Origin of the sequence: Streptomyces sp. C36, assembly GCF_040932295.1 — a bacterium.
Taxonomy (GTDB): domain Bacteria; phylum Actinomycetota; class Actinomycetes; order Streptomycetales; family Streptomycetaceae; genus Streptomyces; species Streptomyces triculaminicus.
The window spans coordinates 82,523-109,335 of the sequence record NZ_JBFQGI010000008.1; the positions used below are offsets into that span (position 1 = coordinate 82,523).

The 26,813-nt window shown below is 71.6% G+C and carries 27 protein-coding genes; 8 read left to right on the top strand and 19 right to left on the bottom strand.

Annotated elements, in window-relative coordinates; all coding sequences use genetic code 11:
- Positions 1-29 precede the first annotated feature (29 nt).
- From AB4K12_RS23870 to AB4K12_RS23880, 3 genes are all read right to left on the bottom strand, one after another.
- Positions 30-1,214: a cupin domain-containing protein gene (locus AB4K12_RS23870; protein WP_368436143.1), complete on the bottom strand. Its 1,185-nt coding sequence runs from the start codon at positions 1,212-1,214 to the stop codon at positions 30-32.
- Positions 1,215-1,233: 19 nt separating this feature from the next.
- Positions 1,234-1,365: a hypothetical protein gene (locus AB4K12_RS23875; RefSeq protein ID WP_278186254.1), complete on the bottom strand. Its 132-nt coding sequence runs from the start codon at positions 1,363-1,365 to the stop codon at positions 1,234-1,236.
- Positions 1,366-1,587: 222 nt separating this feature from the next.
- Positions 1,588-1,815: a hypothetical protein gene (locus AB4K12_RS23880; RefSeq protein ID WP_368436144.1), complete on the bottom strand. Its 228-nt coding sequence runs from the start codon at positions 1,813-1,815 to the stop codon at positions 1,588-1,590.
- Between the two features lie 180 nt (positions 1,816-1,995).
- On the opposite strand from AB4K12_RS23880, the gene AB4K12_RS23885 reads away from it, so the two are divergent.
- Both AB4K12_RS23885 and AB4K12_RS23890 read left to right on the top strand, forming a co-directional pair.
- On the top strand, positions 1,996-3,303 hold the full coding sequence (locus AB4K12_RS23885) for a multiprotein-bridging factor 1 family protein (protein WP_368436145.1): 1,308 nt from the start codon (positions 1,996-1,998) through the stop codon (positions 3,301-3,303).
- Complete coding sequence (locus tag AB4K12_RS23890) at positions 3,300-4,121, top strand: class I SAM-dependent methyltransferase (RefSeq protein ID WP_368436146.1); 822 nt, start codon at positions 3,300-3,302, stop codon at positions 4,119-4,121. The genes AB4K12_RS23885 and AB4K12_RS23890 overlap by 4 nt, the downstream gene beginning before the upstream one ends.
- Positions 4,122-4,335: 214 nt before the next feature.
- On the opposite strand, the gene AB4K12_RS23895 is transcribed toward AB4K12_RS23890, so the two are convergent.
- Complete coding sequence (locus AB4K12_RS23895) at positions 4,336-5,202, bottom strand: LysR family transcriptional regulator (RefSeq protein ID WP_368436513.1); 867 nt, start codon at positions 5,200-5,202, stop codon at positions 4,336-4,338.
- An 88-nt stretch (positions 5,203-5,290) separates the two neighbouring features.
- Here AB4K12_RS23895 and AB4K12_RS23900 point away from each other — a divergent pair, with 88 nt between their 5' ends.
- The gene (locus AB4K12_RS23900; protein ID WP_368436147.1) at positions 5,291-5,659 is read left to right on the top strand and encodes a carboxymuconolactone decarboxylase family protein; all 369 of its coding nucleotides are present in this window, start codon (positions 5,291-5,293) and stop codon (positions 5,657-5,659) included.
- 48 nt (positions 5,660-5,707) lie between these two features.
- Here the strand turns inward: AB4K12_RS23900 and AB4K12_RS23905 are convergent, their stop codons facing one another.
- On the bottom strand, positions 5,708-6,325 hold the full coding sequence (locus AB4K12_RS23905) for a pyridoxamine 5'-phosphate oxidase family protein (RefSeq protein ID WP_368436148.1): 618 nt from the start codon (positions 6,323-6,325) through the stop codon (positions 5,708-5,710).
- 87 nt (positions 6,326-6,412) lie between these two features.
- Positions 6,413-7,699 carry a globin domain-containing protein gene (locus AB4K12_RS23910; protein ID WP_368436149.1) on the bottom strand — a complete coding sequence of 429 codons (1,287 nt, stop codon included), beginning with the start codon at positions 7,697-7,699 and terminating at the stop codon, positions 6,413-6,415.
- 552 nt (positions 7,700-8,251) lie between these two features.
- On the opposite strand from AB4K12_RS23910, the gene AB4K12_RS23915 reads away from it, so the two are divergent.
- Together AB4K12_RS23915 and AB4K12_RS23920 are read left to right on the top strand one after the other, a co-directional pair.
- Positions 8,252-8,998 carry a hypothetical protein gene (locus tag AB4K12_RS23915; protein ID WP_368436150.1) on the top strand — a complete coding sequence of 249 codons (747 nt, stop codon included), beginning with the start codon at positions 8,252-8,254 and terminating at the stop codon, positions 8,996-8,998.
- Between the two features lie 19 nt (positions 8,999-9,017).
- Entirely contained in the window at positions 9,018-9,791 is a 774-nt protein-coding gene (locus AB4K12_RS23920; RefSeq protein WP_368436151.1) for a class F sortase, read from the top strand.
- Positions 9,792-9,901: 110 nt separating this feature from the next.
- On the opposite strand, the gene AB4K12_RS23925 is transcribed toward AB4K12_RS23920, so the two are convergent.
- Positions 9,902-10,573, bottom strand: a complete 672-nt coding sequence (locus AB4K12_RS23925) for a DUF4291 domain-containing protein (protein WP_368436152.1) — start codon at positions 10,571-10,573, stop codon at positions 9,902-9,904.
- A gap of 17 nt (positions 10,574-10,590) precedes the next feature.
- On the bottom strand, positions 10,591-11,292 hold the full coding sequence (locus tag AB4K12_RS23930) for a nucleotidyltransferase domain-containing protein (RefSeq protein WP_368436153.1): 702 nt from the start codon (positions 11,290-11,292) through the stop codon (positions 10,591-10,593).
- Positions 11,293-11,443: 151 nt separating this feature from the next.
- Between AB4K12_RS23930 and AB4K12_RS23935 the strand changes: the two genes are divergently transcribed.
- Complete coding sequence (locus tag AB4K12_RS23935) at positions 11,444-11,932, top strand: DUF779 domain-containing protein (protein ID WP_368436154.1); 489 nt, start codon at positions 11,444-11,446, stop codon at positions 11,930-11,932.
- On the opposite strand, the gene AB4K12_RS23940 is transcribed toward AB4K12_RS23935, so the two are convergent.
- Positions 11,866-14,043: a putative bifunctional diguanylate cyclase/phosphodiesterase gene (locus tag AB4K12_RS23940; RefSeq protein WP_368436515.1), complete on the bottom strand. Its 2,178-nt coding sequence runs from the start codon at positions 14,041-14,043 to the stop codon at positions 11,866-11,868. The genes AB4K12_RS23935 and AB4K12_RS23940 overlap by 67 nt on opposite strands.
- Positions 14,044-14,688: 645 nt before the next feature.
- Positions 14,689-16,062 carry a peptidase C39 family protein gene (locus tag AB4K12_RS23945; RefSeq protein WP_368436155.1) on the bottom strand — a complete coding sequence of 458 codons (1,374 nt, stop codon included), beginning with the start codon at positions 16,060-16,062 and terminating at the stop codon, positions 14,689-14,691.
- A 337-nt stretch (positions 16,063-16,399) separates the two neighbouring features.
- On the opposite strand from AB4K12_RS23945, the gene AB4K12_RS23950 reads away from it, so the two are divergent.
- Positions 16,400-16,951, top strand: a complete 552-nt coding sequence (locus AB4K12_RS23950; protein WP_368436517.1) for a uridine kinase — start codon at positions 16,400-16,402, stop codon at positions 16,949-16,951.
- Positions 16,952-17,474: 523 nt separating this feature from the next.
- Complete coding sequence (locus AB4K12_RS23955) at positions 17,475-19,385, top strand: AAA family ATPase (RefSeq protein ID WP_368436156.1); 1,911 nt, start codon at positions 17,475-17,477, stop codon at positions 19,383-19,385.
- Positions 19,386-19,417: 32 nt separating this feature from the next.
- Here the strand turns inward: AB4K12_RS23955 and AB4K12_RS23960 are convergent, their stop codons facing one another.
- The 9 genes from AB4K12_RS23960 to AB4K12_RS24000 form a co-directional block, all read right to left on the bottom strand.
- Positions 19,418-20,497: a hemolysin family protein gene (locus AB4K12_RS23960; RefSeq protein ID WP_368436157.1), complete on the bottom strand. Its 1,080-nt coding sequence runs from the start codon at positions 20,495-20,497 to the stop codon at positions 19,418-19,420.
- Positions 20,494-21,825: a hemolysin family protein gene (locus AB4K12_RS23965; protein ID WP_368436519.1), complete on the bottom strand. Its 1,332-nt coding sequence runs from the start codon at positions 21,823-21,825 to the stop codon at positions 20,494-20,496. The genes AB4K12_RS23960 and AB4K12_RS23965 overlap by 4 nt, the downstream gene beginning before the upstream one ends.
- 164 nt (positions 21,826-21,989) lie before the next feature.
- On the bottom strand, positions 21,990-22,436 hold the full coding sequence (locus AB4K12_RS23970) for a PH domain-containing protein (protein ID WP_368436158.1): 447 nt from the start codon (positions 22,434-22,436) through the stop codon (positions 21,990-21,992).
- A 73-nt stretch (positions 22,437-22,509) separates the two neighbouring features.
- A complete protein-coding gene (gene hisG / locus AB4K12_RS23975) occupies positions 22,510-23,358 on the bottom strand; it encodes an ATP phosphoribosyltransferase (protein WP_368436159.1) in 849 nt (282 codons plus the stop codon).
- Positions 23,359-23,433: 75 nt separating this feature from the next.
- Entirely contained in the window at positions 23,434-23,703 is a 270-nt protein-coding gene (locus tag AB4K12_RS23980) for a phosphoribosyl-ATP diphosphatase (RefSeq protein ID WP_086574932.1), read from the bottom strand.
- A 33-nt stretch (positions 23,704-23,736) separates the two neighbouring features.
- Positions 23,737-24,222, bottom strand: coding sequence for a 6,7-dimethyl-8-ribityllumazine synthase (ribH, locus tag AB4K12_RS23985; protein ID WP_086574934.1), 486 nt, complete (start codon positions 24,220-24,222; stop codon positions 23,737-23,739).
- Positions 24,223-24,253: 31 nt separating this feature from the next.
- The gene (locus tag AB4K12_RS23990; protein WP_368436160.1) at positions 24,254-25,549 is read right to left on the bottom strand and encodes a bifunctional 3,4-dihydroxy-2-butanone-4-phosphate synthase/GTP cyclohydrolase II; all 1,296 of its coding nucleotides are present in this window, start codon (positions 25,547-25,549) and stop codon (positions 24,254-24,256) included.
- A complete protein-coding gene (locus tag AB4K12_RS23995; protein WP_207247222.1) occupies positions 25,546-26,205 on the bottom strand; it encodes a nicotinamide mononucleotide transporter family protein in 660 nt (219 codons plus the stop codon). Before AB4K12_RS23995 ends, AB4K12_RS23990 begins: the two co-directional genes overlap by 4 nt.
- Positions 26,202-26,813, bottom strand: a complete 612-nt coding sequence (locus AB4K12_RS24000) for a riboflavin synthase (protein WP_086574940.1) — start codon at positions 26,811-26,813, stop codon at positions 26,202-26,204. The genes AB4K12_RS23995 and AB4K12_RS24000 overlap by 4 nt, the downstream gene beginning before the upstream one ends.

Genomic DNA, 26,813 nt, shown 5'->3' on the forward strand with positions numbered 1-26,813 from the left:
CCGGTACGTCCCCAGCCCGAGGGCAGCGGTCACCTGGAGCCCCCGACGACGGCGACGGCTTGACCCATGACCAGAGCGGTGACGACTTCGGCCGTCTGCCTGACGCTGAGGCCGGATTCGACGGCCAGCACCTCGAGCGTGATCGGCTTCCCGTCGGCCAGGAGGCGGAGCGCCGGGGCGACGGGTAGGGCGAAGGTCCATTCGTTCCCGGCGCCGGAGAACGTCACCGCGTCGTCGTCCTGGTCGATGCGAGCGCGGGGAGCGGTGAGCTGGACGGTGATCCCCGGCTGGGGCGGAAGGGCGGTGAGGTAGGGCAGGGACAAGCGCGGAAGACCCGGGTGGGTGGTGTCCAACGACCTGTCCCAGCGTTCGAGAACCCTCGGGTCCTCCAGGGCGGCCAGCACCTCCTTCCGTACGGCGGCCAGGTAGTCCGTCCGCTCCTCAGGTGTGCCGAAGCGGGGCACGTCGGCGCGGACGGTCGTGCTGGCCCGAAGGCCGTCACACAGCCAGCCGAGGAACTCGGCTCCGGTCTGTGTGGCGAGTCCGAAGGTGAGGTGAAGCGAGGCGGTACCTTGGTCGGCGCTCACGGCGTGCCACCAGCCGCGCGGCAGGTAGAGCATGTCGCCGGACGTCAGGACGATGTCCGTGATCGGCTCGCCCGTCGGCGCCTCGGGCACTTCGACGTCGCGCCAGGCAGGGGCCTGACGCGTGGGGCCGTAGATCTTCCACCGCTTGGATCCTTCAAGCTGGAGCACCACCACGTCGTGGTCATCCCAGTGGGTGCCGAAGCCTTCCTCAGCGGTCCATGAGGCGTACGCGTTGACCTGGACGGGAGTGCGGAAGAGCCGTTCGAGGCCGGCGGCGGCTTCCCGGACGGGCGGGTGGATCTGGTCGATCGCGTCGATGACGAGGGATGCGCCTTCGGCAAGCCGGGCGTGGAACTCGACGGGCTGGGGCTGGTACCAGGACACCCCACGACGGTTCGTGCGGAGGATCGAGTACGCAGCGGCAGGGACGGCTTCCCCGGAGCGGGAGAGCCGCATCCGGGGCGGTTCGAGCCGGTGAGCGGACACGATCTCGTTGAGGTCGTCCCAGGTCAGCGGCGCGGGGGAGGTGGTGCCGTTGGAGCGGATCACTTTGTGGGCGCGGAAGCACATCTGGGCGAGGAACGTGTCCCCGCCCAGACGCTCCGCCCACGATGCGGAATCGATCACCGTGGGTCTCCTCGGTCGATCAGGTGTCGTTCATGTCCGACTTGCCGCCGGTGTTGTCCGAGGCTTCCTCGGCACGCGAGCGGGCCGCGGTGATGCGGCGGACACCGATCAGCAGACCGCTGTTCTGCTCGGTGGGAGCGTTCTCGTTCATCACGTACTCCTTCCTGACCTTGCTGGGTCCCACCGGGGTTCCGGCGGGGGATCTTGCGGGTGGTGCATCCGCCCCGGGAGGTGCTCGGGAAAGCGGGGCGGAGATCAGTGGGCCAGCGGCTGGGGTTGCCGGCGAGGGCCAAGACGACCACCAAGACGCTGACAGCGGCGATGTGGAGAAGAACGGCGAGCTGTTGGCGCCAGACCCACGGGGCGCGCTCGTTCAGTCGCGTTCCAGGCTGGAGGGGTCCTCGACCACCCACTCCACCCCACCGCCCTCGGGCTGGGCGAAGACCGCGTTCTGGATGACCGCGCGGGTCTTCGGGTACGCGAACTCGCCGATGAACTGCACGACGCCGGTCCGGCGTTTGAGCGGGTCATGAATGAGGGTGCCTTCGCTGGCCCAGCCGGGAATGGTCTGACGCTGACGATTACGACTCTGAGGAGACACGGCGTCCCTCCTTGGTCTGGGTCGGGCACTGCACTGCTGGGCCGCCCCTCCGGGCGGCTGTGACCAGTCAACGCCGCTGGCCAGACCCCGAACAGGGCATTCCGCTAGGCACGTTGTAGGCACTCAGAAGGCAGAATCCGGCTACGCTTTCGGCGCCCAACTCGACCAGTGGACGGCGGGATGATGGCGAACGAGGTTCTTCGCGAGCACAGACGCGCTCGTCGGTGGACTCAGACGCAGGCCGCGGAACGCGTGTGCGCCCAGGTCCAGGCCACCACCGGACGCGATCCGGAGCTCGATGCAAACTGGATCTCCCGCCTTGAGCGTGGAGTCATCACCTGGCCTTCCGGCGACTACAGGGCAGCCCTGTGCGCGGTGTTTCAGGTAGCCAGCGAGGTGGAACTGGGCCTCTACCCGAAGGGGTCCGCCGCACAGGGAGGAAAGCCGACCCCAGAGGCTCCGACAGATGATGTCCGATCCCTGGCCACCGATACGGAACTGTCTGCCCGGATGGCCCGGTACGCAGCGGAGACCAACGTCAGCTCCCTCGTACTGGAGCAGTTCGATGCTGACGTTGAGCGACTCGCTCGGGACTTTGTCAGCCGGCCTCTGCCTCTCCTGGTCCCGGAGATCCGCACCATCCGGGCGGAGGTGTTCCGATTGCTGGAGGGTCGCCAGTATCCCAGTCAGACTCGTCATCTGTACGTGGTCGCAGGCTGGCTGTGCGGTCTTGCGGCGCATGTGTCGCTCGACCTCGGTGACCGCTCCGCCGCTTCCACCCATGTCCGGACCGTGGTGCAGTGCGCGGAGGTCGTTGGGCACTTGGAGCTACGGGCCTGGGCGCGGTCGTTCCAGTCACTGGCCGCCTACTGGGCGGGGGACTACCGGCGGGCAGCAGAGCTTGCGCAGGCCGGGCATGACGAAGGCCGAGGCCCCGGCACAGGAACGATCAAGGCCCGGCTGCTGAGCTTGGAGGCACGTGCCCGCGCAGCCGATGGAGACAACCGCGGCGCGTTGCGAACCCTCGCTCTGGCCCATGAGGCACGGAGCACTACGGGACCCGACGAGCTGTCCGGGGTCTTCTCGTTTCCCGAGGCCAAGCAGTGGGCCTACACCGGTACCACCCTGCTGGCCGTTGGGGGCAACGAGCAGATCCAGCAGGCCATCACCGCTTCCAACCACGCCGTAGAGCTGTACCAGGCCGGTCCGGAAGGAGACCGATCCCCTGGCGATCTACAGGCCGCGCATCTGGACCTGGCCACGGCCTACCTCGCGAGCGGCGAGGTCGAAGGAGCCGGCGTGAAGCTCTCGGAGGTTTTCGCTGCCGAGACATACACGGCAAGCATCACCATCAGGCTGCGCAATCTGGCCGCGCTCCTCGGCAGCGAGCCGTACCGTGACGCACAGTCGGCAGTCGACCTCCGCGCACACATCCACGAGGTGACCCACCGACCTGATCTCGCCGGCAACCCCACGGAGCCACGATGACCGCCCAGCCCACGCCTGATCATTTGGTCACCGACCGCAGCCTCCTCTCCACCAAGGCGTACGGCACGGGTCAGCACCTGGCCGCTCGCCAGTCTCTCTATCAGTGGCAGACCCCGCGCCACGATCTTCCGGGCATCGTCGTGAACGAACTGACCGACATACGCGGCGCGGTCGCGGATGTGGGCTGCGGCAACGGGAAGTTCGTCGCCCGTGTGCGGGAGGACCGTCCCGACCTGACCGTGCTCCCCATGGACGTCTCTCACGGCATTCTCGGCACCGTCCCCGGAGCCGTCGTCGCGGACGTTCAACAGCTGCCCATCGCAGATGGAGCCCTCGGCGCGGTCCTTGCGCTGCACATGCTGTACCACGTCGAGGACCAGGCCCAAGCCGTGTCGGAGCTGGGTCGCGTCCTGGCGCCCGACGGCATCGCGATCGTCTCCACCAACAGCCAGACCGACAAGCGGGAACTGGAGCACCTCTGGCGCCAGGCCGCAGGCGATGTGCTGGACATTCCGGAGGGGCCAGCCCGAGTGCAATTGTCCGCCCGGTTCACCCTGGAGGACGCCCCAGCGATCCTCGGCGCGGTCTTCGCCGACATCCGTACGATCCCCCTTCCAGGGGTGATCGAGGTGACTGATGCTGAACCGGTCGTCGCCCACTTGGCCTCGTACGAAGCCTGGGCGGACCAGATGGGCGTTCCGTTTCGGGAGACGATCGAGCGCGCGCGAGAGCGGGTCAACGAGGTCATTCAGGCAGAGGGCGGGTTTCGTGTCACCTGCCTGGGCGGCATGCTCGTCTGCCGGAGGCCCTGCTCGTAGGACTTCTGCAAGCAAATTGGGTCATGTCGGGAGATGAGTCGAGCCCCAACGGGCGCCGGTTCCGACGTCACCGCCATGCCTCCGACGGAGCCTCAGGCTCCGGGATGGCGGGAGCTCCGTGCACGAGTGCCGGTCGTGGGGTGCTGAGGCGGAGAAGTCGCATCCCGTCTGCCGGATCCCCGCACAGGCCCGCCGCGCAAGCGGGTGAGTTGCTTCAGGCCCCGGGCCGCGACCGGACCGCCGCGCAGAAGGATTCGACGTAGTGGGCTACGAGGGGGTTGCGGTCGGAGCGGCGCCAGGCGAGTACGAGGTCTACCGGGGGGAGGTCGCTGACGGGGACGTAGGTGATGCCCTCGATCCGGTGGCCGCGTACTACCTGTTCGGGGACCAGTGCCACGGCCTTGCGCCACAGGACGGCGTGCAGGCACTCGTCCAGCGAGCGGACCACCGGGCCCTCCGACGATGCGTCGGGTTGCCAGTGCGCGCGGAAGAGGGAGTCGGTGTCGTCGGCCAGGCGGATGGAGAGGTGGCCGCGCAGGTCGGCGCGGGAGAGGGTGGGGGCGGCGGCCAGGGGGTCGGCGGACGGTACGGCGGCGTAGCACCGGTCCTGTCGGACGGTGCGTGTGGCCAGGCCGGTCCGGGTGAAGGGGGTGAAGGTGATCGCCGCGTCCACGTTCTGGGCCGCCAGGCCGACGGTCGGGTCGCTCAGGTCGCCCTGTATCAGGCTGACTTCCACGTCTTCATGCTGTTGTGCGAAGGTGCGGGCCATGGTGGCAGACAGCGCCGCCTCGCCGGGGCCGACGACGCCCACGCGCAGCACCCGCCGGCCGGCTGCCCGGCGCACCAGGTCGCGGGCGCGCTCGACGCCCTCGAGCAGTCGGCGCGCCTCCGTCAGCAGCACCTCGCCCGGCGGGGTGAGCGTCATGCCGTGCGGAGTACGGACGAACAGTGCGCAGCCGAGGTCCGCCTCGAGTTCGCGGATGCGCTGGCTGAGGGGCGGCTGGGACATGAGCAGCCGACGGGCGGCCCTGCCCACGTTGCCCTCCTCCGCTACCGCGACGAAGTACTGGAGCCTGCGCATGTCCACGCCCATGACGATATCGAACGCGTTGGCAGGGCGACCGAAACGGTCTTGGACCGGGTCGCGGGCCTCCTGGTTCCATCGCTTCATGAGCTACCAACAACCCTCTGACCTGCACCGCGTTCCCGCTGTCCGGGAGCTGGCGAAGACCGAGGCGAACGCCTTCCTGAACTTCCACGCGGCCGTCTTCCGCGAGGGCGGAGCCGTGCCGCTCAAGTACCGCGAGCTGATCGCTCTGGCGGTCGCCACGTCGACCCGCTGCGCCTACTGCATCGACACCCACACCCGTGGCGCCGCCGAGGCCGGCGCGACCCGCCAGGAGATGACGGAGGTCGCCTTCGTCGCCTCGGCGGTCAGCGCGGGAGGCGCCATGGCCCACTCGCTGCTGGCGCACCGACTGCACGAGGAGAACCAGGGCGCCGCGGAACCCACCGGGGAAGGACGCTCAGGGCGCTGACGAGGACGGCGCCGCCCCACGCCGCCCGGTGCACGTTCACGTTCACGTTCACGGAAGGCTCGGCCAGTGTTCCGTACGGGGCTTGGTGAAGTAGTTCGAGTCCTGGGGGCGGCCCGCGTCCCGGCCGGCGGGGCGGGGGGCCGGTTCCAGGTGGGGTATGTGCTTGGAGCAGTGGATGTAGGCCTCCTCGACGGCGATACGGACCCACACTTCCGGACTGCGCCCGGGTGCGACGTCGGTGGGGAGGCCGGGGTGAAGGCGGCGCAGGTCGCTGTCGCGGTAGACATGGGCCTCGCCGTTGACGTGCAGGCCCACGTGATGGTGGGTGAAGTCCACGAAGAGCATGCCGAGGTGCGGATTCTCGACCATGTTGCCGGCGCTCGCCATCACGCCGTTGCCGTGGAATTCGGGGTAGGCGAGCGTCTGGTCGTCGATGACGTGGACGAATCCCGGCGGCCCGGCCCGAAAGCTGGCGTCGCACTCGCCACGGGAGTCGGCGGTGGCCAGGAAGACCATGGCCTGGCGGCCGATGAACTCCCGCATTTCGGGCGTGAGATGGCGACGCACCTGCTGGTCGTAGAACCGGGCGGCGCGGTCGGCGGTGCCGAGTTGCTGCTGCAGATGATGCTCGCCCGCTGATCCGAAAGACGGCGGAGGCAAGGTCACGAAGGGGTCTCCTAGCAAGGCGGACAGGGGATGCGGCTCGCGGGGCGCGGCTCAGAGACGGCGACTCAGGGGAGCTGACGGGGCAGCTCAGGGCGTCGACAGGACGGGCGTCTCGAACGGGTCGTGATGGATACGACCGGGCGGGGTGCCCTGGAGGGCGAGCGTCTCCCTGGCCGTGGCGATCATGTGGACCGGGCCGCTGAGAAAGACGTCGTGCTCGTACCACGGCCCGTACTCCGCCAGTACCTCCGGCAGGGATCCCCGGATTCCGGGGATGTACTCGTGGGAGACCGCGGCCCTGATGGTCAGCCAGTGGTGCCGTTGGGCCATCCTGAGCATCTCGTCGACCCCGTACAGCTCGGCCCCGGTCCGGGCGCCGATGAAGAGCTCCACCTGATGGCGCCCCCCACGCCGGGCGACCTCTTCGATGAGTGCGCGGATCGGGGCGAGGCCGGTACCGCCGGCCACGAAGAGCAGGTCATCGTGGTCGGCGGCGTCCAGGACCATGTCGCCCATCGGCGGCCCCAGCCGGATCACGTCGCCCACGGCCGCCCGGTGCACCAGCGCTTCGCTGACCGAGCCGCCGGGCACGGCGCGCACGTGGAAGGTGAGGGTGCCGTCCTCGCGCGGCGCGTTGGCGACGGAGTAGTAGCGCCACCGCTTCGGCCACCAGGGGGTTTCGACGCTCACATACTGGCCTGCGGCGTACGCGTACGGGGTGTGGGGGCTCACGGTGATCTCGACGATGCCGTGGCCGCGCGGGACGCGGTGCACGACCGTGGCGGGCCACACGGCGGGCCGTACCGCCTCGTCCTCCTCGGCCGCGCTGATCATGACCTGGGCGACCGTGCCGTACGCCTTCGCCCAGGCGGCGGCGATCTCCTGGGTCCACGCGGGGCCGGCGTACCGGGCCAGCGAGGCGAGCAGGCACTCGCCGACGGCCGGGAAGTGCGCGGCGAGGGTGCCGAACTTGCGGTGGTCGCGGCCGAGATGTCCGCAGAAGCGGACGAGGTTCTCGGGGTCGTCGACCAGGTCCACGATGCGCAACAGCGAGCGCAGCAGGCGGTCGCGCTGGGCGTCCATCCCGTGCGGGAACATCGGACGGACTTCGGGGTAGCGGGCGAAGAGGATCGCGTAGAAGTAGACCGTCAGTTCCCCCGCGAGCGGCTCGACCACTGTCAGGGACGCCCTGATGAGGCCTATCTCGTGGTCCGACAGGGGCGGTTCGACAGGCTCCGGCTCTCCGGTCCGTACGGCCTGGGTGGCTTGGACGGCCTGGGCGGCCTGGGCGGCCTGGGCGGCCTGGGCGGGTACCGGCTCCTCTGGAGGCAGGTGCGCGGGTGTGCTGCTGGCACGACCGATCCGGAATCTCAAGGGGACAGCGCTCCCCCGTCCGCCGAGCGCCATGACTCCTGCCGGGCGTACCGCCACGTGTTCTCGCCCACGGCACCTCGCCCTCGAGGCGCACCGAAAGCGGAACCTTCACCGAATCTCCACGAAGAAGGAGCGGCATGGGGGTCGAGCAGGGCCAACATGAGTCCTCATCGGAGTACAGAGGCGACGAAGCGGACTGAGTGCTTCCGGATGCCCCACGATCCTCAGGGAGGATCACGAGCGCGCGGAAGCGACGCATCCACTAGAACTCGGGGCCAGATCTTGTCGCCTTGCCCAGGCCCGATCCGGGCGGTATCGCAATTTGGGGCATTTATCGAGTCGCCGTCACCACCCCGCCGACCGCCTGCCCCCGCCCTGACGCCTCGTCGGCGCGGCCGTGCGAGTGAAGGGTCGACTGGCGCTCCGCACCCCCTCTGAGCTGCGGTTTCGCCGAATCCGAAGCGAATTTGTTACCGAATGGAGCAATACGACTACTCTGCGGATGCCCCTGTGAAGGCGGCGGGTGAACCTCGGACCAAGGAGGTACAACCCGTGAAAACAATCCGTACCGCTGTCTGCGGCACTCTGACGGCGTTCGCCGTCTGCGCGGCCCCCGCCGCCTACGCTCTCAACGACCCGGCCGCCAAGGCCGCGCACGTCGACCTCTCCACCGTCAAGGCCGGCGTACCCGCCGGGCACCACGGCGACGACGACGACTGCGACGACGACGACCACGGCCGGCATCACGGCCGTGACCACCACAAGGGCCACGACGGCCGGGACGACGACGACTGCGACGACGACCACGGCCGCGACGACCACGGTCGCGATGACCACGGTCGCAAGCACCACGAGGGCCGGGACGACGACGACTGCGACGACGACCACGGCAGGGACCGCGACCACGGCAAGGACCACGACCACGGACGTGACCACGAGGGCCGGGACGACGACCACGGTCGCGACCACGACCACGGGCGTGACGACCACGGTCGGGACCACGACCACGGCAAGGAGCACGGAGGCGGCCACGGCCACGAGCACGGCCGCGGCGACCACGGCAAGGAGCACGGAGGCGGCCACGAGCATGGCCGGGACCACGGAGGCGAGCACGAGGGCGGTCACCACGAGCACGGCCGGCCCCACCACCACGCGCACGCGGGTGGTGGCGCGACCGCGTCCCTGGCCGCGTCGGAGTCTCCCGACACCTCCGCCATGGTCCTCGCGGGCGCGACCCTGGGTGTCGCCACCGGTGGGCTGATCTGGTACCGCCGTCGCGCCAACGCGGCCAAGCAGTAACAGGGAGCGAATCGGAGTGATGTCAGACAAGCGCACAGGCGGCGCGAGCCGCCTGCTGACAGGGGTGGCCTGGGCGGCGATGATGCTGGCCCTGTGGCTGGTGGGCAACGACACCGTCGAGGAGCCGATAGCCAAGGCTCCGAAGACCGGTGACGTCGTCGCCGCCGAAGACCGCCCTCCCGCGCTCGGCCTGCCCCCGGTACACGTACCCGTGCCGGGGGCCGGCCCCCAAGCACTGATCATCAAAGCCCTGGGCCTACGGGCCCCGATCGAGGCCCATGGGCTCGATCAGCTGGGCGGGGTCGAGGCGCCACCCTATGAACGGCCCAACGCGGTGGCCTGGTACCAGGACGGTCCCCAGCCCGGTAGCCCGGGCGCGGCCGTCCTTGTCGGGCATGTGGACACCAAGCGCTCACCGGCGGTCTTCTACGAGCTCAGCAACATCAAGCGCGGCACGGCGATCACCGTCGTACGGTCCGACGGCAGCACCGCCAACTTCACCGTCGACGACGTCTCCCTCGTCGCCAACGACAAGTTCGACGTCGACAAGGTCTACGGGCCGGCGGACACCAAGCGCGCCGAGCTGCGCCTGATCACGTGCGGCGGCGACTACGACCGCGCGCAGCGCGAGTACAAGGCCAACGTGGTGGTCTCCGCCTACCTGACGGGGACCGGTCACGCCGCCCCCGGCCCGGTCGCACCGGGCGGTGGCTCCGGCAGCGGAACGGGCAGCGGCAGCGGATCCGGCACCAGCGGCACGGCGGTGGCGGCGGGAGAGCCACGGCAGTCCTGACCCGACGTCACCCGGCCGCCGGCGAACCGCCTGATCGGTCAGAACCGCCTGATCGGTCAGAGCCGGCTGATCGGTCAGAACCGCCCGGCCGGTCGGGGCCGCCCGGCCGGTCAGGCCCGCAGATGGCCGAGGAGGGCGTCGTCCGCCGGGTAGGGACGCTCGTCGGGCAGCAGGCGGGCGGCGTCGTCCAGCGCGCCCTCGTGCACGTGGCGGCGGATCTCGGCCGCGAGCGGCGTCACGTCGGTGATCGAGACCGTCCACTCGTCCGCGTAGCGGCGGGCCGCCTCGCCCGCGAGGCCCAGCTGCAGGGAGCGGTACGGCAGGGCCTGAAGGCGGAGGTCACGCTCCGGATCCCACTGGACGCGGGTGGGCGCCTGCCTCAGCCGGCGCTTCCACTCCGCCGCGTCCGGGTGCAGGCCGCGCTCGTAGTGCGACAGGCAGGCGTTGCGGAGGGCCCATTCGAAGCCCTCCCGGCTGATCTCGACGGCCAGGACCGTCTCCTGGCCCTCCTTGGCGGCCCAGCCGCAGCGGTACATCATCCACAGGAACGACGGCTTGATCCATGTCATGCGGTCGCGCTTCCAGCTGCCGGGGAAGCGTCCGTCGCGGGCCGCGGGCAGCCCGATGGCCGGGGCGTACGCCTGGTAGACGGTGACCGTGGAGTCCGTGTACGACGCGCGGATCTGATGCTTCCGAGGCTCGTGGCGCGTGTCGTGCCGGCGCACCGCGGTGGGGCCGTACGTGTGGTGATGCTGGTGCTGATGCTGATGCTGGTCGTGCATGTGATGCTCCGGTGACTTCACTCGCCCAGCCCCGTACCCAGCGCCCGGCGCCGTACGGAGACCAGCCAGTCCTCCACCCTCGCGGCGTCCGGCCGCTCGGGCAACGGGCTGTGCTCCAGCGCCCGGTCCAGGCGTGTGGCCAGCCGTTCCTGCCAGGCCTGGGCCTCCTCCCACGGCACCTCCCCCCGGCGCACCGCGAGGAGGCGGTCCCGGTCGTCCCCGACGTCCGTCCGCAGGGTGCCGGTCTCGAGCAGGACGGAGCCGCTGATCAGCAGGCGGAGCATATGGACGACGTTCTTCCAGCGGGGCTCGCCACCGCGTTCCCGGGCGGATCGGGCCTTGGCGAACTGCGTCTCGGCGTAGCGGCCGAAGGTCTGGTGGACGCGCCGGGAGAGGAAGGCCGGGGCGAGCTCGACAAGTTCCGTACCGAGCGGTGTGCGGTGCTCGACGAGCGGGCTGTGCAGGACCTCGAGGAGGTTGGGGTTGGCGGACAGGGCGAGCCCGCAGAAGCGTTCGACCTCCCAGGCGAACTGCTCCGGGAGGGGGCCCTCGAGGTGGGTGGGCGGCTTGGACAGCCGCCAGAAGTCCTCGGTGGGGGCCACATAGACGCCGCGCCGGTCGGTGTCCGATCCGGCGGTCGCCAGCCCGAAGGCACGCGACCCCACGACCACGGTCAGGATGGAGTGTTGTTCGACCAGATGGTCCCATTGCTGCGCCATGCCGGTCATTCTCGGCCCGGTGCGGCCCCTGCCACCAGCGGTTTTCTCTCCCGTGCCGGGCGGCCCGGGCCCTGCTCTGGCGATCAGGCCCGGCACGGGGCAGGCTGACCTCTCTCGACACGATTCGAGACGCAATAAGGAGAGATGGCCCATGAACGCACGCTTACCCGACGTGTCGCGGATCGCGCTGACGCCCGCCGCGGCGCGGCTCGTCCGCGACCTGACCACCCGGCACGGACCGCTGATGTTCCATCAGTCCGGCGGCTGTTGCGACGGCAGCTCACCGATGTGCTACCCGCGCGGCGAGTTCCGTACGGGCGCCTCCGACGTGCTCCTGGCCGAGCTGGTGGTCGGCGAGGTGGACGAGCCGGTCGGGTTCTGGATGTCGGCCGACCAGTTCGAGCGGTGGCGCCACACCCACCTGACGGTGGATGTGGTGCCGGGGCGCGGCAGCGGTTTCTCGCTCGAGGCCCCCGAGGGGGTGCGCTTCCTGATCCGTTCGCGGCTGCTGACGGATCACGAGGCGCGGGTCCTCGGCGACGGGGACGCCGCCGAGGGCGCGGCGGGCCTCCCTCAGGACGAGGACGCGTCCGCGAGGGAGAGCGTGTGCAGGCGCTCCGGGGGGCCGGGCCGGGCGTAGTACCAGCCCTGGGCGGTGTCGCAGCCCAGTAAACGCAGGTGGTCGGCCTGGGTACCCGTTTCCACGCCCTCGACCGTCACCGACAGGTCGAGGGTGTGGGCGAGGGAGACGATGCCCTCGACGATCTTCACGTCGACGGGGTCGGCGGGCGCGCGCTGCATGCCGCGGGTGAAGGACCGGTCGAGCTTGAGGGTGCTGACCGGCAGCCGGCGCAGGTACGACAGGTTGGAGTAGCCGGTGCCGAAGTCGTCGAGGGCGATGTCGACGCCGAGGTCGGCGAGCTCGCGCAGCGGGCGGAGCTCGTCCTCGTCGGCGCCGATGAGGGCGTTCTCGGTGACCTCCAGGCACAGGGCGGTGGGGTCCAGGCCCGCGTCGTCGAGGACGGCGACGGTGTCGGCGACCAGGCCGGGGTAGCGCAGCTGGGACGGCGAGAGGTTGACGTTGACGCGCAGCGGGCCCTCGTACTGTCCGGCGGACTTCCAGGAGCGGGCCTGGCGGGCGGCCTCCTCGAGGACCCAGCGCCCCAGCGGCACGATCAGCCCGGTGCTCTCGGCGAGCGGGATGAACTGGTCGGGTCCGAGCACGCCGTGGGCCGGGTGCAGCCAGCGGACCAGGGCCTCCGCGCCTCGTACGGTGCCGTCGGACAGGCGCACGAGCGGCTGGTACTCGATGAAGAACTCGCCGTTGTCGAGCGCGGCGGGCAGGCAGTTGGTGAGGCTGTGCCGGGCGATGGCGCGGGCGTCGGAGTCCGCGTCGGCGAGCTCGTAGCGGTTCCCGCCGGCGGCCTTGGCGCGGTACATGGTGATGTCGGCGCTGCGCAGCACCTCCGCCGCGCCGCGCTTGCCGGCCGCGCCGTCGACGACGCCGATGCTGGCGCGTACGGACAGGTGGCGGCCGTCGAGGTGGACGGGCTCGGCGAGGGCGGCCAGCATCCGGCGGGCGAGGGCGGTGGCGTCGCCCGGGGCGGCGGGGCCGGTGATCAGGGCCACGAACTCGTCGCCACCCAGGCGGGCCACGAGCTCGCCGGAGCCGGTGACGCAGGCCCGCAGCCGTTCGGCGACGGCGACGAGCAGCTGGTCGCCCACGGTGTGGCCGAGGCTGTCGTTGACGGCCTTGAAGCCGTCTATGTCGAGGTAGCAGAGGCTGACGCGGCGCGAGCCGTCGGCGCGGGGTTCGAGGGCGTGGTCGAGGCGCTCGAAGAAGAGCGTGCGGTTGGGCAGGCCGGTGAGGGCGTCGTGGGTGGCCTCGTAGCGCAGCCGTTCGTGCAGCTGCCGGCGCTCGGTGATGTCCTCCATGAGCGCGAGCTGGTACTGGGGCCGGCCGGAGGTGTCGCGGAGCAGGGCGACGGACAGGTCGGTCCACAGGACGCTGCCGTCGCTGCGGTAGTACGGCTTCTCGACGCGGTAGTGGTCGCGTTCGCCGCGTACCAGCTGGTGGTAGAGGGCCCAGAAGTCGGGGGCGTCGTCGGGGTGGACGAGCTCTCCGACGTTGCGGCCGGTGGGGGTGCTCTGGAGGTTGCCGAACATCCGCAGGGTCGCCTTGTTGACGTCCATGATGCGGCCCTCGATGTCCGCGATACCGACGCCGACGGCCGTTCCCTCGAAGACCGCGCGGAAGCGGGCCTCGCTGCGGTGCAGAGCCTGTTCGGTCTCGGCCTGGGCGGCGAGGGCGGCGCCGCAGACGGCCTCCTGCTCGACGAGGGTGCGCTCGTGCAGGGCGCGGGCGAAGCCGGCGGCGACGGCGTGCTGCAGCCGCGAGCAGCGGGCCCGGCTCTCCTCGGCGGGCATGGGCCGGTCGGGCGGGCAGTAGAGCACGAGGTAGGCGTCGATGACGCCGAGTATCAGGGGCAGGGCGTCCGGGTCGGTGCAGTGCGCCCGGACCAGGGCCTCGCCGACCGATGCGGCGGGCCGGGGGTCGAACGGCCGGGCGCTCAGCGCGTCGCTGAGCGTGCGGGCGAGCGGAACGAGATAGCGCTCGAACTCGGCGCGGGCCATGGCCGGTGCCGTCAGGGCGGGGTGGACCGCGCGGCTCCAGATGGCGGCGAAGCGCCTCAGCCGGTCGTCCCGGGCATCGGAGCCGACGGTCTCCACGGCGGTCCCGGAGGAACCCATGGCGACGTACGAAACCGGGGAGGCGGTTTGATTCACGGGCAGCATTCTGCCACTGCTCACTCGGCTCACGGCTTCCGCCCCACCCCTGCCGGTCCTGCATACGCGGTCGGGGCCGCCGCGACCGCCCCCGACCGCCGCTCCGCGGCGCCGCGCGCACCGCCTTTTTGAGGGCCCATCAGCGATGCAGAACCGACCGCTCGGCCCGCACCCCGCCATCCTTCCCCCCGCGTGCGGACCGCCGGGCCCGGCTCGTTCGGTACGGACGGGTCGATGCCCTGGGGGGCCCGGGTGGAACGCTCCATCAGACTGTGTCTCCAGCTCATCTCAGGGGTGTTGAGCAGAGGCTACTGATCGCCCGTTCGAATGGAAGTAGCAAGCGGAAATGGGCGATCCGCATTCGGCCACCACTCACCTTCGCCTCCTGCGGGTGTGTCGTTCGAGGTGGTTCGAAACCACCCGACCGCGTGACATGCATCTCCTTCGCCGGGGAACCCGGGCCATGCCGGCCCGGCGCCGGAACGCGCCAAACATCACACCATTGATCGCTTCATCGGGTCACTGGAGCAAATGATCACATGAAGGAGCTATGCACCGTACGTGCGGGGGTCCCGGACGGCGGCCGACGAGCCGCCGCCCGGGCGCGGCTCAGCGCACCCCGACCGAGGCCAGCGCCCGCGCCTGACGTGTCGTCGGGCGCAGCGGGAAGTACAGGTAGCAGATGCCGCCCGAGCCGCTTCTGACCTCCCCCTGGGCGTTGTGGCGCTTGGTGCGCAGCCAGATGTTCTCGAACTGCCTGCGCCGGTAGACGTGCTCGACGGCCGCGTTCGAGGGGCTCGCCGGGTCGTTGGCCACCACGTCGCCGCTCTCCGTGAAACCGACCACGCACATCAGGTGGCCGGCCGTCCCGTACCCGGCGCCCTCGAGCTCGGAGGCGAGGAAGGACTGCGAGGTGATGAGGGGGATGCCCGCGCGCACGAGCCGCTCGGCGTCGTTCAGCGAGCGCAGCCGGGTGACCACGGCCTGCAGGTCGGGGTAGGTGGCGGCGTAGGCGGCGTTGAAGGGCCAGTTGCCGCAGCCCTTGTACTGGTTGTCGTAGGTGTGCCGGGCGGCGTGGCAGACCTGGGGGTCGGCGTAGGCGGGGTCGACCCAGGCGAGGTCCTCCCGGCTCGGCCGGTGGCCCCAGTACTCGATGACCATCTGCGAGGAGGTGGGACTGCACCAGGCCTCGCCGCCGTTGTCGTACTCGGGGTACTGCCCCTTGTGGATCTCCTGCGAGTAGCGCGGCACCCGCAGCCGGTGGCCGGCCCCCTCCCCCGGCCTGGAGGCGGGGACGGTGAAGCGGTCGGGGATGTCGGAGGCCATCGCGCCGAGCCGCCAGACGGTCGGCGTCAGACGGGTGCCGGGCCGGCGGTAGAGGGTGAGCCGGAGCTCGTAGGAGGCCAGGCGCAGCCCGCTCGCGGGGTTGTCGACGGCGAGGGTGTCGGTAGAGACGCTGCTCTTTCCGTCGCCCTGGCCGTCGACGGAGGTCCTGCGGATGTCGCCCGACGCGTCGCCGGAGGTCCAGCGGCCCATCACGTACCAGGGCGTGCGGGTACGGTCGGTGTACGTGCCGCGCAGTTCGGTCTGGAGCCAGGTGCCGGCGGGGGTGCGGGCGTTGAAGGAGACGACGACCTCGGTCGCGGGTGCGGGCAGGGTGCGCACGGGCGAGAGCCAGGTGGCGTACTCCCACGCCGCCGTCGTCCCGGTGTGCGGGTCGCGGTACTCGTGGGTGCCGATGGGGTCGCCGACGACCAGCCCGGGCCGGGTGCTGCCGATGACACGGGTGCCCGCGCCCCGGCCGCCGGACCACTGCGGGAACGTGGCCCAGGCGCGGTGGTCGACGGCCCCTTCGGCGGGACCGGGGCCGCTCCCGGACGCGCCCGCGAAGGCGGGCGTGGCCGAGGCGAAGGGCGAGGCGGCGGCCGCGACGGCGAGGGCGGCGGTGAGCACGGCTCGGCGGGGCGTGGGTCTGCTGGTCATGACGGTGGTCCCCCAGTCGTCGGTGGATGGGGCTGCGGGCGCGGTCCGGCCCGGTGGAGGTCCGCACCGGCCGGACCACTATCGCGGCTGCGGCGGTCCACGGCCAGTGATGCCCGCGCGGCGCGTCCCCGATACCGGCGGGAATGCCGTGCGGGGCGCGGGGCGGTCCTAGGGTGGTCCGGTGAACGATCAATTCCGGCCCCTGGACCCCTCGGACCGCCCGGACCCGTCGGACCCATCGGATCCCTCGGAACCCTCGGAACCCACAGACCCCTCGGACCACCCGGATCCCTCGGGCCCGACCGGCCCCGGCGCGCTCGCCGCGCTCGCCCGCCGGCTGCGTGCGCTGCCGCCGTCCGTGGGCCCGGTGCGCCTGGTCGCCGTCGACGGGCACGCCGGATCGGGGAAGACCACCTTCGGCGAGCGGCTGGCCGCGGCGCTGGGCGGCGCTCCGGTCCTCCATCTGGACGATCTCGCGACGCACGAGGAGCTGTTCGAGTGGACCGGACGGCTCACCGAGTGGATCCTCGCGCCCTTCGCCCGGGGGGAGAGCGCGCGGTACCGGGCGTACGACTGGGTGGCGCGGCGCTTCGGAGCGGAGCGGGAGCTGCCGGCGGCGCCGGTGGTGCTGGTGGAGGGCGTCGGCGCGGGCCGGAGGGCTCTTCGCCCCTATCTCGCCTGCCTGTTGTGGATGGAGTTGGCCAACGAGGGCTCCTGGGAAAGGGGTCAACTTCGCGACGGCCCCGAACTGACCGAATTCTGGGACGGCTGGAAGCGAGCGGAGCGCGCCCATTTCACTACCGACCCTTCCCGGCCCTACGCCGAACTCCTGGTGCTGCAGGGTAATGAGGGGTACGAGTTGCTTCCGGGGCCTCGGAAAACCGACTGACCGACCCCCTCCCTCACCGTCCGTGATCCGTCGGCGGCCGGCCGGTGCCACCCCTGCGAACGATCCCCGCCTACTGCCCCAACTCGGCTTGACCCAGGGGCCGTACAGGTCTTACGTTCTCAATGTGCGGCCCACCCAGGCCGCTTGCAGACGCGAAGCCCCCGGTTGTTCCCCCGTGATCGGGGGCTTCGTACTGCCCGCCGCGTCACGATTTGAGCGCTTTGCCTCACCGTCCGGTCCGCCCCCGCGTCACCCACCGTGACCACTCTCCGGGGCGCTTCCACGACCGCCCCCGGCTCGCGTTCCCACCGTCAAGCGCGCCCCCGCACCCTTCGGCCGACACCGATCGCGCAGGTACGATGCGAGGCGGCGCACCCGTCGGCGGGCACCGCCGGTCCGGGCGCGCCGGCACCACGACAGTGATGGTCAACTCCCGTCCACAGCACAATGGTTCGGAAAGGCGCGGCCAAGGCACTCGCCCGGCGGCACTGCACGCTACGGGGGCAGGTTTGTGGGGGACGTGATGGATCTCGGCATGCAGGGCCCGCCCGCCCCGGCCGATCTCGCCTGGCTGCGCGCCGTCGACGCCTACACCATGGGCGCCTACACCGAGGCCGAGCAGGAGTTCCGGGCCGCGGTGCGCGCCGATCCCGGAATGGCTGACGCCTGGCTCGGCCTGCACGCGCTGCGCGCCGAGACCACCACCGCGCTGCTGCGCATGTACCGGCACCGCGACCGCTTCGGCGAGCAGCGCGCCCGCCACCGTCGCCCGCTCAACTCCTGGTACTGGCTGGGCTGGTGGGTTCAGCCGGTGCTGGAGAGCGGCCGCGACCTGCTGCTGGCCCACGCCTCGCACTGGCTCGACGGCCGGCACGTCCCCGAGCTGGACCGGGCTCTCGCCGACTGCCCGCCCGTCGAGGCGGACCCCCAGGTGCGCTTCCTCCACGCGTGCCGGGCCTACCTGGTCAAGGACTGGGACCAGCTCGTACGGCACACCGAACCCCTGCTCGACGACCCGCTGCTGGGCATCGAGGCGGGGCTCTTCGGCGGCATGGCCCGGGTCCGGCTGGAGATGTACGGACACGCCGAGCCGCTGCTCGCCGCCGCGCTGATGCGCTGCCGCAGCGAGCAGCCGCAGCGCAAGGAGCTGCGCTACTGGCTCGCCCGCGCCCACGAGGGCACCGGCCGCAGCGCCGCGGCCCTCCCCCTCTACCGCGCCGTGCACCGCGTCGACCCCTCCTTCATGGACACCGCCGCCCGGCTGACCGCCATCGCCGACGCGGACGGCGACGGCCTCGACGACGACCACCTGGACCTCGCCTCCGTGCCGCTGGGCGGCCCGGCCGCCGACCCGGCCGCCGACAGCGAGCCGCAGGGGGTGCCCGACGCCCTCGACGTCCTCACGGGCACCGGCCCGGACACCGACCCCGTCGGCAGCGCCCCCGTCGAGGCCGACGGCGTGCGCGAGAAGTTCCGCGTCCCGGCCCAGGGCGGCCCGGCGCCGCTGCCGGGCCGGTCGGACCCGGTGCTGCTGGCCAGGGCGCTCGCCGAGCTGGAGCGCATGGTCGGCCTCGAGCCCGTCAAGCGGCAGGTGCGGGCGCTCTCCGCGCAGCTGCACATGGCCCGGCTGCGGGCCGGCCAGGGCCTGCCCGTCCAGCCGCCCAAACGTCACTTCGTCTTCTCCGGCCCCTCCGGCACCGGCAAGACCACGGTCGCCCGCATCCTCGGCCGGGTGTTCTACGCCCTCGGTCTGCTCGGCGGGGACCATCTGGTCGAGGCCCAGCGGGCGGACCTGGTCGGCGAGTTCCTGGGCCAGACGGCGGTCAAGGCCAACGAGCTGATCGACTCCGCCCTCGGCGGGGTGCTCTTCGTCGACGAGGCGTACAGCCTCTCCAACTCCGGCTACAGCAAGGGCGACGCCTACGGCGACGAGGCGCTGCAGGTGCTCCTCAAGCGCGCCGAGGACAACCGCGACCGCCTGGTGGTCATCCTCGCCGGCTACCCCGAGGGCATGGACCGCCTGCTGGCCGCCAACCCCGGGCTGCACTCCCGCTTCACCACCCGGGTGGACTTCCCGAGCTACCGCCCCGCCGAACTCACCTCGATCGGCGAGGTGCTGGCCGCGGAGAACGGCGACGCGTGGGACGAGGAGGCCCTGGAGGAACTCCGCAGCATCAGCGGCCACGTCGTCGACCAGGGCTGGATCGACGAGCTGGGCAACGGCCGCTTCCTGCGCACCCTGTACGAGAAGAGCTGCGCGTACCGCGACCTGCGGCTGTCGGCGTACCCGGGCACGCCCACCCGCGACGACCTCGCCACCCTGCGCCTGCCCGACCTCATGCAGGCCTACGGCGAGATCCTCTCGGGGCCTGGCTGGGGGGCTCCGCGCCGCCGCCAGGGCGACGCGCGCGATCCGCAGGACCCCTCGTCGTGAGGGGGCCGGATCCGGCCCCCTCACCCCACGTCTCAGCCCGCCATCGCGTCCTGCGTCTCGGGGGCCCGTGCCTCCGGGACCTCCCGGTGCGCCGGGTCGCGGACCTCGCCGACGAGCATCTCCAGCACGTCCTCCAGCGCGACGAGCCCCAGCACCCGCCCGGACGCGTCGGTCACCGCCGCCAGGTGGGCGGCGGCCCTGCGCATGACGGTCAGCGCGTCGTCGAGCGGCAGCTCGGCCCGTACGGTCTGCACGCGCCGCCAGATGTGCTGCGGCACCGCCCGCTCCCGGTCCTCCAGGTCCAGGACGTCCTTGACGTGCAGGTAGCCCATGAAGGCACCGCCCGGGGAGGTGCATATCGGGAAGCGGGAGTAGCCGGTGCGCACGGTCAGCTCCTCGATCTGCCGGGGCGTCACGGACGGGTCGACCGTCACCAGCGTGGCCGGGTCGAGCAACACCTCCGTCACCGGCCGGCTGCCCAGCCCCAGCGCGTCCTCGAGCCGCTCCTGCTGCTCCGGCTCCAGGAGCCCGGCCTGGCGGGAGTCGTCGACCAGGCGGTTGAGCTGCTCGCTGGTGAAGACGGCCTCGACCTCGTCCTTGGGCTCGACCCTGAACAGCCGCAGCACGCCGTGCGCGCACGCGCCGAGCAGCCGGGTGACCGGCCGGCACAGCCGGGCGAAGGTGACCAGCCCGGGGCCCAGCCACAGCGCGGCCCGGTCGGGCGCGGACATGGCCAGGTTCTTCGGCACCATCTCGCCGATGACCAGGTGCAGGAAGATCACGAGAGCCAGCGCGATCACATAGCCCAGCGGGTGGATGAGCCCCTGCGGCAGCCCCGCCGCGTGGAAGAGGGGCTCCAGCAGTTCCGCCACGGTCGGCTCGGCGACCGCGCCCAGCGTCAGCGAGCAGACGGTGATGCCGAACTGCGCGGCCGCCATCATCTGCGGCAGGTTCTCCAGACCCGTCAGGACCGTGCGGGCCCGGCCCGAGCCCTCGGCGGCCCGGGGTTCGATCTGGCTGCGGCGTACGGACACGAGGGCGAACTCGGCGCCCACGAAGAAGCCGTTCGCGAGCACCAGCAGCACGGCGAGGAGGAGTTGCAGCACGCTCATCGGCGCACTCCCGCCGGGACGTCCGTCCGTACGAAGCGCACGCGCTCCGCCCGGTGGTGGCCGACCCTGCGCACCGACAGCCGCCATCCGGGCAGCTCGGCGCCGTCCCCGGGGACGGGGATGCGTCCCAGCAGGCCGGCGACGAGTCCGGCGACGGTCTCGTAGGGCCCGTCGGGCGCCTCCAGGCCGATGCGGCGCAGCGCGTCGACGCGGCAGGCGCCGTCGGCCTCCCAGGCCGGGCGGCCGTCCTCGCAGGGGACGGCGGCCAGGTCGGGCCGGCCGGCGTCCAGGGCGTCGTGCTCGTCGCGGACCTCGCCGACGAGCTCCTCGACGATGTCCTCCAGCGTCACCACTCCGGCCGTGCCGCCGTACTCGTCGACGACCACGGCTATCGGCTGCCTGCTGCGCAGCTGCTCGAGCAGCGGCTGCACCGGCAGGCTGCCGGGGACGAGGAGGGGGGCCACGGCGATCCGTCCGACGGGGGTGCGCAGCCGGTCGTGGCCGGGCACGGCGAGGGCGTCCTTGAGGTGCACCATGCCGATGACCTCGTCCAGGCGCTCCCGGTAGACCGGGAAACGGGAGAGGCCGGTGGCACGGGTGAGGTTGAGGACGTCCTCCGCGGTGGCGGTGGACTGCAGGGCGCTGACCTTCACCCGCGGGGTCATCACATGCTGGGCGGTCAGGCCGCCGAGCGAGAGGGTCCTGACGAACAGGTCGGCGGTGTCCTGCTCGAGCGCGCCGGCCCGGGCGGAGTGCCGGGCGAGCGAGACGAGTTCGCCGGGGGTGCGGGCCGAGGCCAGCTCCTCGGCGGGCTCGACGCCCAGGGCGCGCACCAGGCGGTTGGCGACGGTGTTGAGCAGGGTGATGACGGGCCGGAAGAAGTGGGCGAAGACGCTCTGCGGGCCGGCGACGAACCGGGCGACCTGCAGCGGCCGGGAGACGGCCCAGTTCTTGGGCACCAGCTCGCCGACGACCATCTGCACGGCGGACGCCAGCAGCATGCCGGCCACGACGGCGACGCCGGGGGCGGCGCCGTCCGGCAGGCCGGCGGCGGTCAGCGGGACGGTGAGCAGCCGGCCGAGCGCGGGCTCGGCGAGCATGCCGACCACCAAGGAGGTGATGGTGATGCCGAGTTGGGTGCCGGAGAGCTGGAAGGACAGCTCCCGCAGGGAGGCGACCACCGTACCGGCGCGGCGGTCTCCGTCGGCCGCGGCCCGTTCGGCCTCCGGCTTCTCGACGGTGACCAGACCGAACTCGGCGGCGACGAAGAAGCCGTTCGCCAGGATGAGGAGCAGGGCTGCCGCGAGCAGCAGCAGGGACACGGTGATACTCATGACGCCGCCTCGCCGTGGGGGGCGGCGCAGGTACTACAGGACGATCCGTCCATCGCCGGAGGGATTCACTCCTTGGTCCGCAGGTGCCCCGGTCGTGGGGCGGGGCACGTGTGTGCCCGTGGCACCAGAGTAATCAAGGAAGTGGGAGTGGCGGCGATTCAGGTCGCGGAGTGGCCTGTGCCGTGCGCCTCGACCAGCGCGCGCAGGGCGCGCGCGTCGGCGATGGCCCGGTCCCGGGCGATGCCGGGCTGGATGCCCATGGCGGGCAGGCTGGTGCCGTCGGAGAGGTCGAGGTGGACCCAGGCGTCGCCTGAGCGCAGGTTGACGCGGACGATCTGCGCCCAGTCCAGCCGCCGGGTCGTCGTGAGGTTGGTGACGGTGACGCCGTCCTCGGCGGCGACGACCTTGGGGCGGCTGAGCAGGGCGAGCACGCCGAGGCCGAGCAGGCCGGTGCAGATGAACGTGATCCGGTCCCCCGTGGTGAGCGTCTCCAGCAGCAGCGACATCACGGTGAGCGCGACCAGCAGGGCGGTGCCGATGCTCAGCAGCACGACCCGGGTACGGGTCGGGCGGAAGGTGACGGGCAGCAGGGGAAGGCCACTCACGGGCACGGGGGTGGACACGTCGTACGTTCTTTCTCGGTGCTCTCTCGGTGGTCTCGGTGGGCGCGGGACGCGGTCAGAGGCGGCAGGCGTGGATGCCCGTGGTGAGGATGGCCCGGGCGCCGAGGTCGTAGAGCTCGTCCATGATGCGCTGGGCGTCCCGGGAGGGGACCATCGAGCGGACCGCGACCCAGCCCTCGTGGTGCAGCGGGGAGACGGTCGGCGACTCCAGGCCCGGGGTGAGGGCGACCGCGCGGTCCACCTGCTCGACCCGGATGTCGTAGTCCATCATCACGTAGCGGCGGGCGACGAGGACGCCCTGCATGCGGCGGAGGAACTGCTGGACCTTGGGGTCGTCGACCGGCGCGCCGTGCCGGCGGATGACCACGGCCTCGGAGGTGAGGATGGGCTCGCCGATGACCTCGAGCCCGGCGTTGCGCAGGGTGGTGCCGGTCTCGACGACGTCCGCGATGATCTCGGCGACGCCGAGCTGGATGGCCGTCTCGACGGCGCCGTCGAGGTGCACGACGTCGGCGTCCACGCCGTTGTCGGCGAGGTGCTTGGTGACCAGGCCGGAGAAGGAGGTGGCGATGGTCATGCCGCCGAAGTCGCCGACGTCCTTGGCGGTGCCGGGACGGGTGGCGTAGCGGAAGGTCGAGCCGGCGAAGCCGAGCTGCATGATCTCCTCGGCCCGGGAGCCGGAGTCGAGCAGCAGGTCGCGGCCGGTGATGCCGATGTCGAGCTTGCCGGAGCCGACGTAGACGGCGATGTCGCGGGGGCGCAGGAAGAAGAACTCGACCTCGTTCTCGGCGTCGACGAGGACGAGTTCCCTTCGGTCCTTGCGCTGGCGGTAGCCGGCCTCATGGAGCATCGCCGACGCAGGCTCGGAGAGAGAACCCTTGTTGGGGACGGCGATGCGCAGCATGAGGGCGGTTTCCTTTGTGCGTGGGGTTGTTGTGCCGGATGAGCCGGAAGGGCGGGAAGTGCGACGTCCTGCCGGTCAGAGATGAGCGTATACGTCGTCGAGGGAGATCCCCCGGGCCACCATCATCACCTGAAGGTGGTACAGCAGCTGGGAGATCTCCTCGGCGGTGGCTTCGGCGCCTTCGTACTCGGCGGCCATCCACACCTCGGCCGCCTCCTCGACGACCTTCTTGCCGATGGCATGGACGCCCTTGCCCACCAGCTCGGCGGTACGGGAGGTGGCGGGGTCGGCGGAGGCCTTCTGCTGGAGCTCGGCGAAGAGCTCCTCGAACGTCTTCTTGGACATGGTGGTCCTACCCTACGCCGGTCCGCCCCGCCGTCAGTGCCAGGGCTCGGACACCGAACGGAGGATCACCGCCGTGGCGACGGCCGCGGTGACCGCCTCGTGGCCCTTGTCCTCCGACGAGCCCTCGAGCCCCGCCCGGTCCAGGGCCTGCTCGTCGGTGTCACAGGTCAGTACGCCGAAGCCGATGGGGACGCCGGTGTCGACGGACACCTTGGTCAGGCCCTCGGTGACGCCCTGGCACACATACTCGAAGTGCGGCGTGCCGCCGCGGATGACGACGCCGAGGGCGACGATGGCGTCGTAGCCGCGGCCGGCGAGGACCTTGGCCACGACGGGCAGCTCCCAGCTGCCGGGGACGCGCAGGACGGTCGGTTCGTCGATGCCGAGCTCGTGCAGGGCCCGCAGGGAGCCGTCGACGAGTCCGTCCATCACCTTCTCGTGCCACTGCGCGGCGATCACGGCCACCCGCAGGTCCTGGCAGTTCTTCACACTCAGCTGGGGGGCGCCCTTGCCGCTCACGTGTCTGTACTCCTCGGTCGGTGTGGTGTGATCACTGGTTGCCGCAGGCGGACACGCGCTCGGTGTCCAGCCAGGGCAGGTCGTGCCCCATACGGTCCCGCTTGGTCCGCAGGTAGCGCAGGTTGTGCTCGCCGGCCTGTACGGGCATGGGCTCGCGGCCGGTGACCTTGAGCCCGTGGCGCACGAGGGCCGCGGTCTTGTCGGGGTTGTTCGTCAGCAGGCGCAGCGAGCGCACGCCGAGGTCGGCGAGGATGCGCGCGCCGGCGGCGTAGTCGCGGGCGTCGGCGGGCAGCCCCAGTTCGAGGTTGGCGTCGAGCGTGTCGCGGCCGTCCTCCTGGAGCTCGTAGGCGCGCAGCTTCGGCAGCAGGCCGATGCCACGGCCCTCGTGGCCGCGCAGATAGAGGACGACGCCGCGGCCCTCGGTGGCGATCCGCTCCAGGGAGGCGTGCAGCTGGGGGCCGCAGTCGCAGCGCAGCGAGGCGAAGACGTCGCCGGTCAGGCACTCGGAGTGGACGCGGACCAGTACGTCGTCGCCCTCGCCGAGGTCGCCGGCGACGAGCGCGATGTGCTCGACGCCGTCGACGGTGGAGCGGTAGCCGTAGGCGCGGAAGTCGCCGAAGGCGGTGGGCAGCCGGGTCTCGGCCTCGCGGCGGACGGTGGGCTCGGCCGACCTGCGGTAGGAGATCAGGTCCTCGATGGAGATGATCGACAGGCCGTGCTTGCGTGCGAAGGGCACCAGCTCGGGCAGGCGCAGCATCGCGCCGTCCTCCCCGGCGATCTCCACGATGGCGGCGGCGGGGCGCAGCCCGGCCAGCCGGGCGAGGTCGACGCCCGCCTCGGTGTGGCCGTTGCGGGCGAGGACGCCGCCGGGCTTGGCGCGCAGGGGGAAGACGTGTCCGGGGCGGACGAAGTCGCCGGGGACGGCGGTCGGGTCGGCCAGCAGCCGGATGGTGGTGGCGCGGTCGGCGGCGGAGATGCCGGTGTCGGTGCCGTGGGCGCGGGAGGCGTCCACCGAGACGGTGAAGGCGGTGTGCATGGACTCGGTGTTGCGCGTAACCATCTGGGGCAGGTCGAGCCGGTCGATGTCCGGCTCCTCCAGGGGCACGCAGATCAGGCCGCGGCACTCGCTCATCATGAAGGCCACGATCTCCGTGGTGATCTTCTCCGCGGCCACCACGAGGTCGCCCTCGTTCTCACGGTCGGCGTCGTCCACGACGACGACGGGCCGGCCGGCGGCGATGTCGGCGATGGCGCGCTCGACGGGATCGAGGGCCAGCACGTCGGCGTCCCCGCCTTCGGTCTCGTACCAGCTCTGCACGGCGGTCATGCCGTTGCTCCTTCCGCGACGGACGCTGCCTTGAGGCTCGTGCGCGACCGCAGCCACCAGTCGCGCATGCCCCACAGGACGAGGACGAGATAGACGACGTAGACGAAGCCGGAGAAGGCGAGCCCGCTGTCGAAGGCGAGCGGGACGCCGACCACGTCGACGAGCAGCCAGGCGAACCAGAACTCCACCAGGCCGCGGGCCTGGGCCACCATTGCGGCGAGGGTGCCGACGAAGATGTAGGCGTCCGGCCAGGGGTTCCAGGACAGCTCGGGCACGGCGGTGAACAGGGAGCCGACAGCCAGGGTGCCGACGGCGGTGCCGGCGAGCAGCACGGCGCGCTCGCGCCAGGTGGCGAAGCGGACGGCGATGGAGCCGTCCTGGGCGCCGCGGCTGCCGCGCGTCCACTGCCGCCAGCCCCATGTGGCGACGCCGATGACCAGCAGCTGCTTGCCGATGCCGCCGCTGAGGTGGGCGGAGGCGTAGGCGGCCACGAGGATGACGCCCGAGAGGAACTGGGCGGGCCAGGTCCATATCGAGCGGCGCCAGCCGAGGGCGAGGGCGGCGAGGCCGACGGAGTTGCCGATCATGTCGGACCAGATCACATGCTGGCCGAAGGCCGTGAAGGCCTCTCCGTTGAGCCAGGCGAGGGCGCTCACGCGGCACCCTCCTGACCGGCGCGGTGGCCGAGCAGCCGCTCGACGTACTTGGCGAGGACGTCCACCTCGAGGTTGACCGGGTCGCCCGCCTGCTTGAGGCCGAGGGTGGTCAGGGCGAGGGTGGTGGGGATGAGGCTGACGGTGAACCAGTCGGCCTCGGCCGCGACGACGGTGAGGCTGATGCCGTCGACGGTGATCGAGCCCTTCTCCACCACGTAGCGGCCCAGTCCCTCGGGCAGGCCGATCCTGACGATCTCCCAGTGCTCGGCGGGCATGCGCTCGAGGATGGTTCCGGTGCCGTCCACATGGCCCTGGACGAGGTGACCGCCGAGGCGGCCGCCGAGCGCCATGGGGCGCTCGAGGTTGACGCGGGAGCCCGGGACGAGGGCGCCGAGGCTGGAGCGGTTCAGGGACTCGGCCATCACGTCGGCGGTGAACTCGCCGTCCTCGGTGTCGACGACGGTGAGGCAGACGCCGTTGACGGCGATCGAGTCGCCGTGCTTGGCGCCTTCGGTGACGAGGGGGCCGCGCAGCCGGAAACGGGAGGCGTCGTCGAGCTTCTCGACGGTGACGACCTCTCCCAGTTCTTCGACGATTCCGGTGAACAC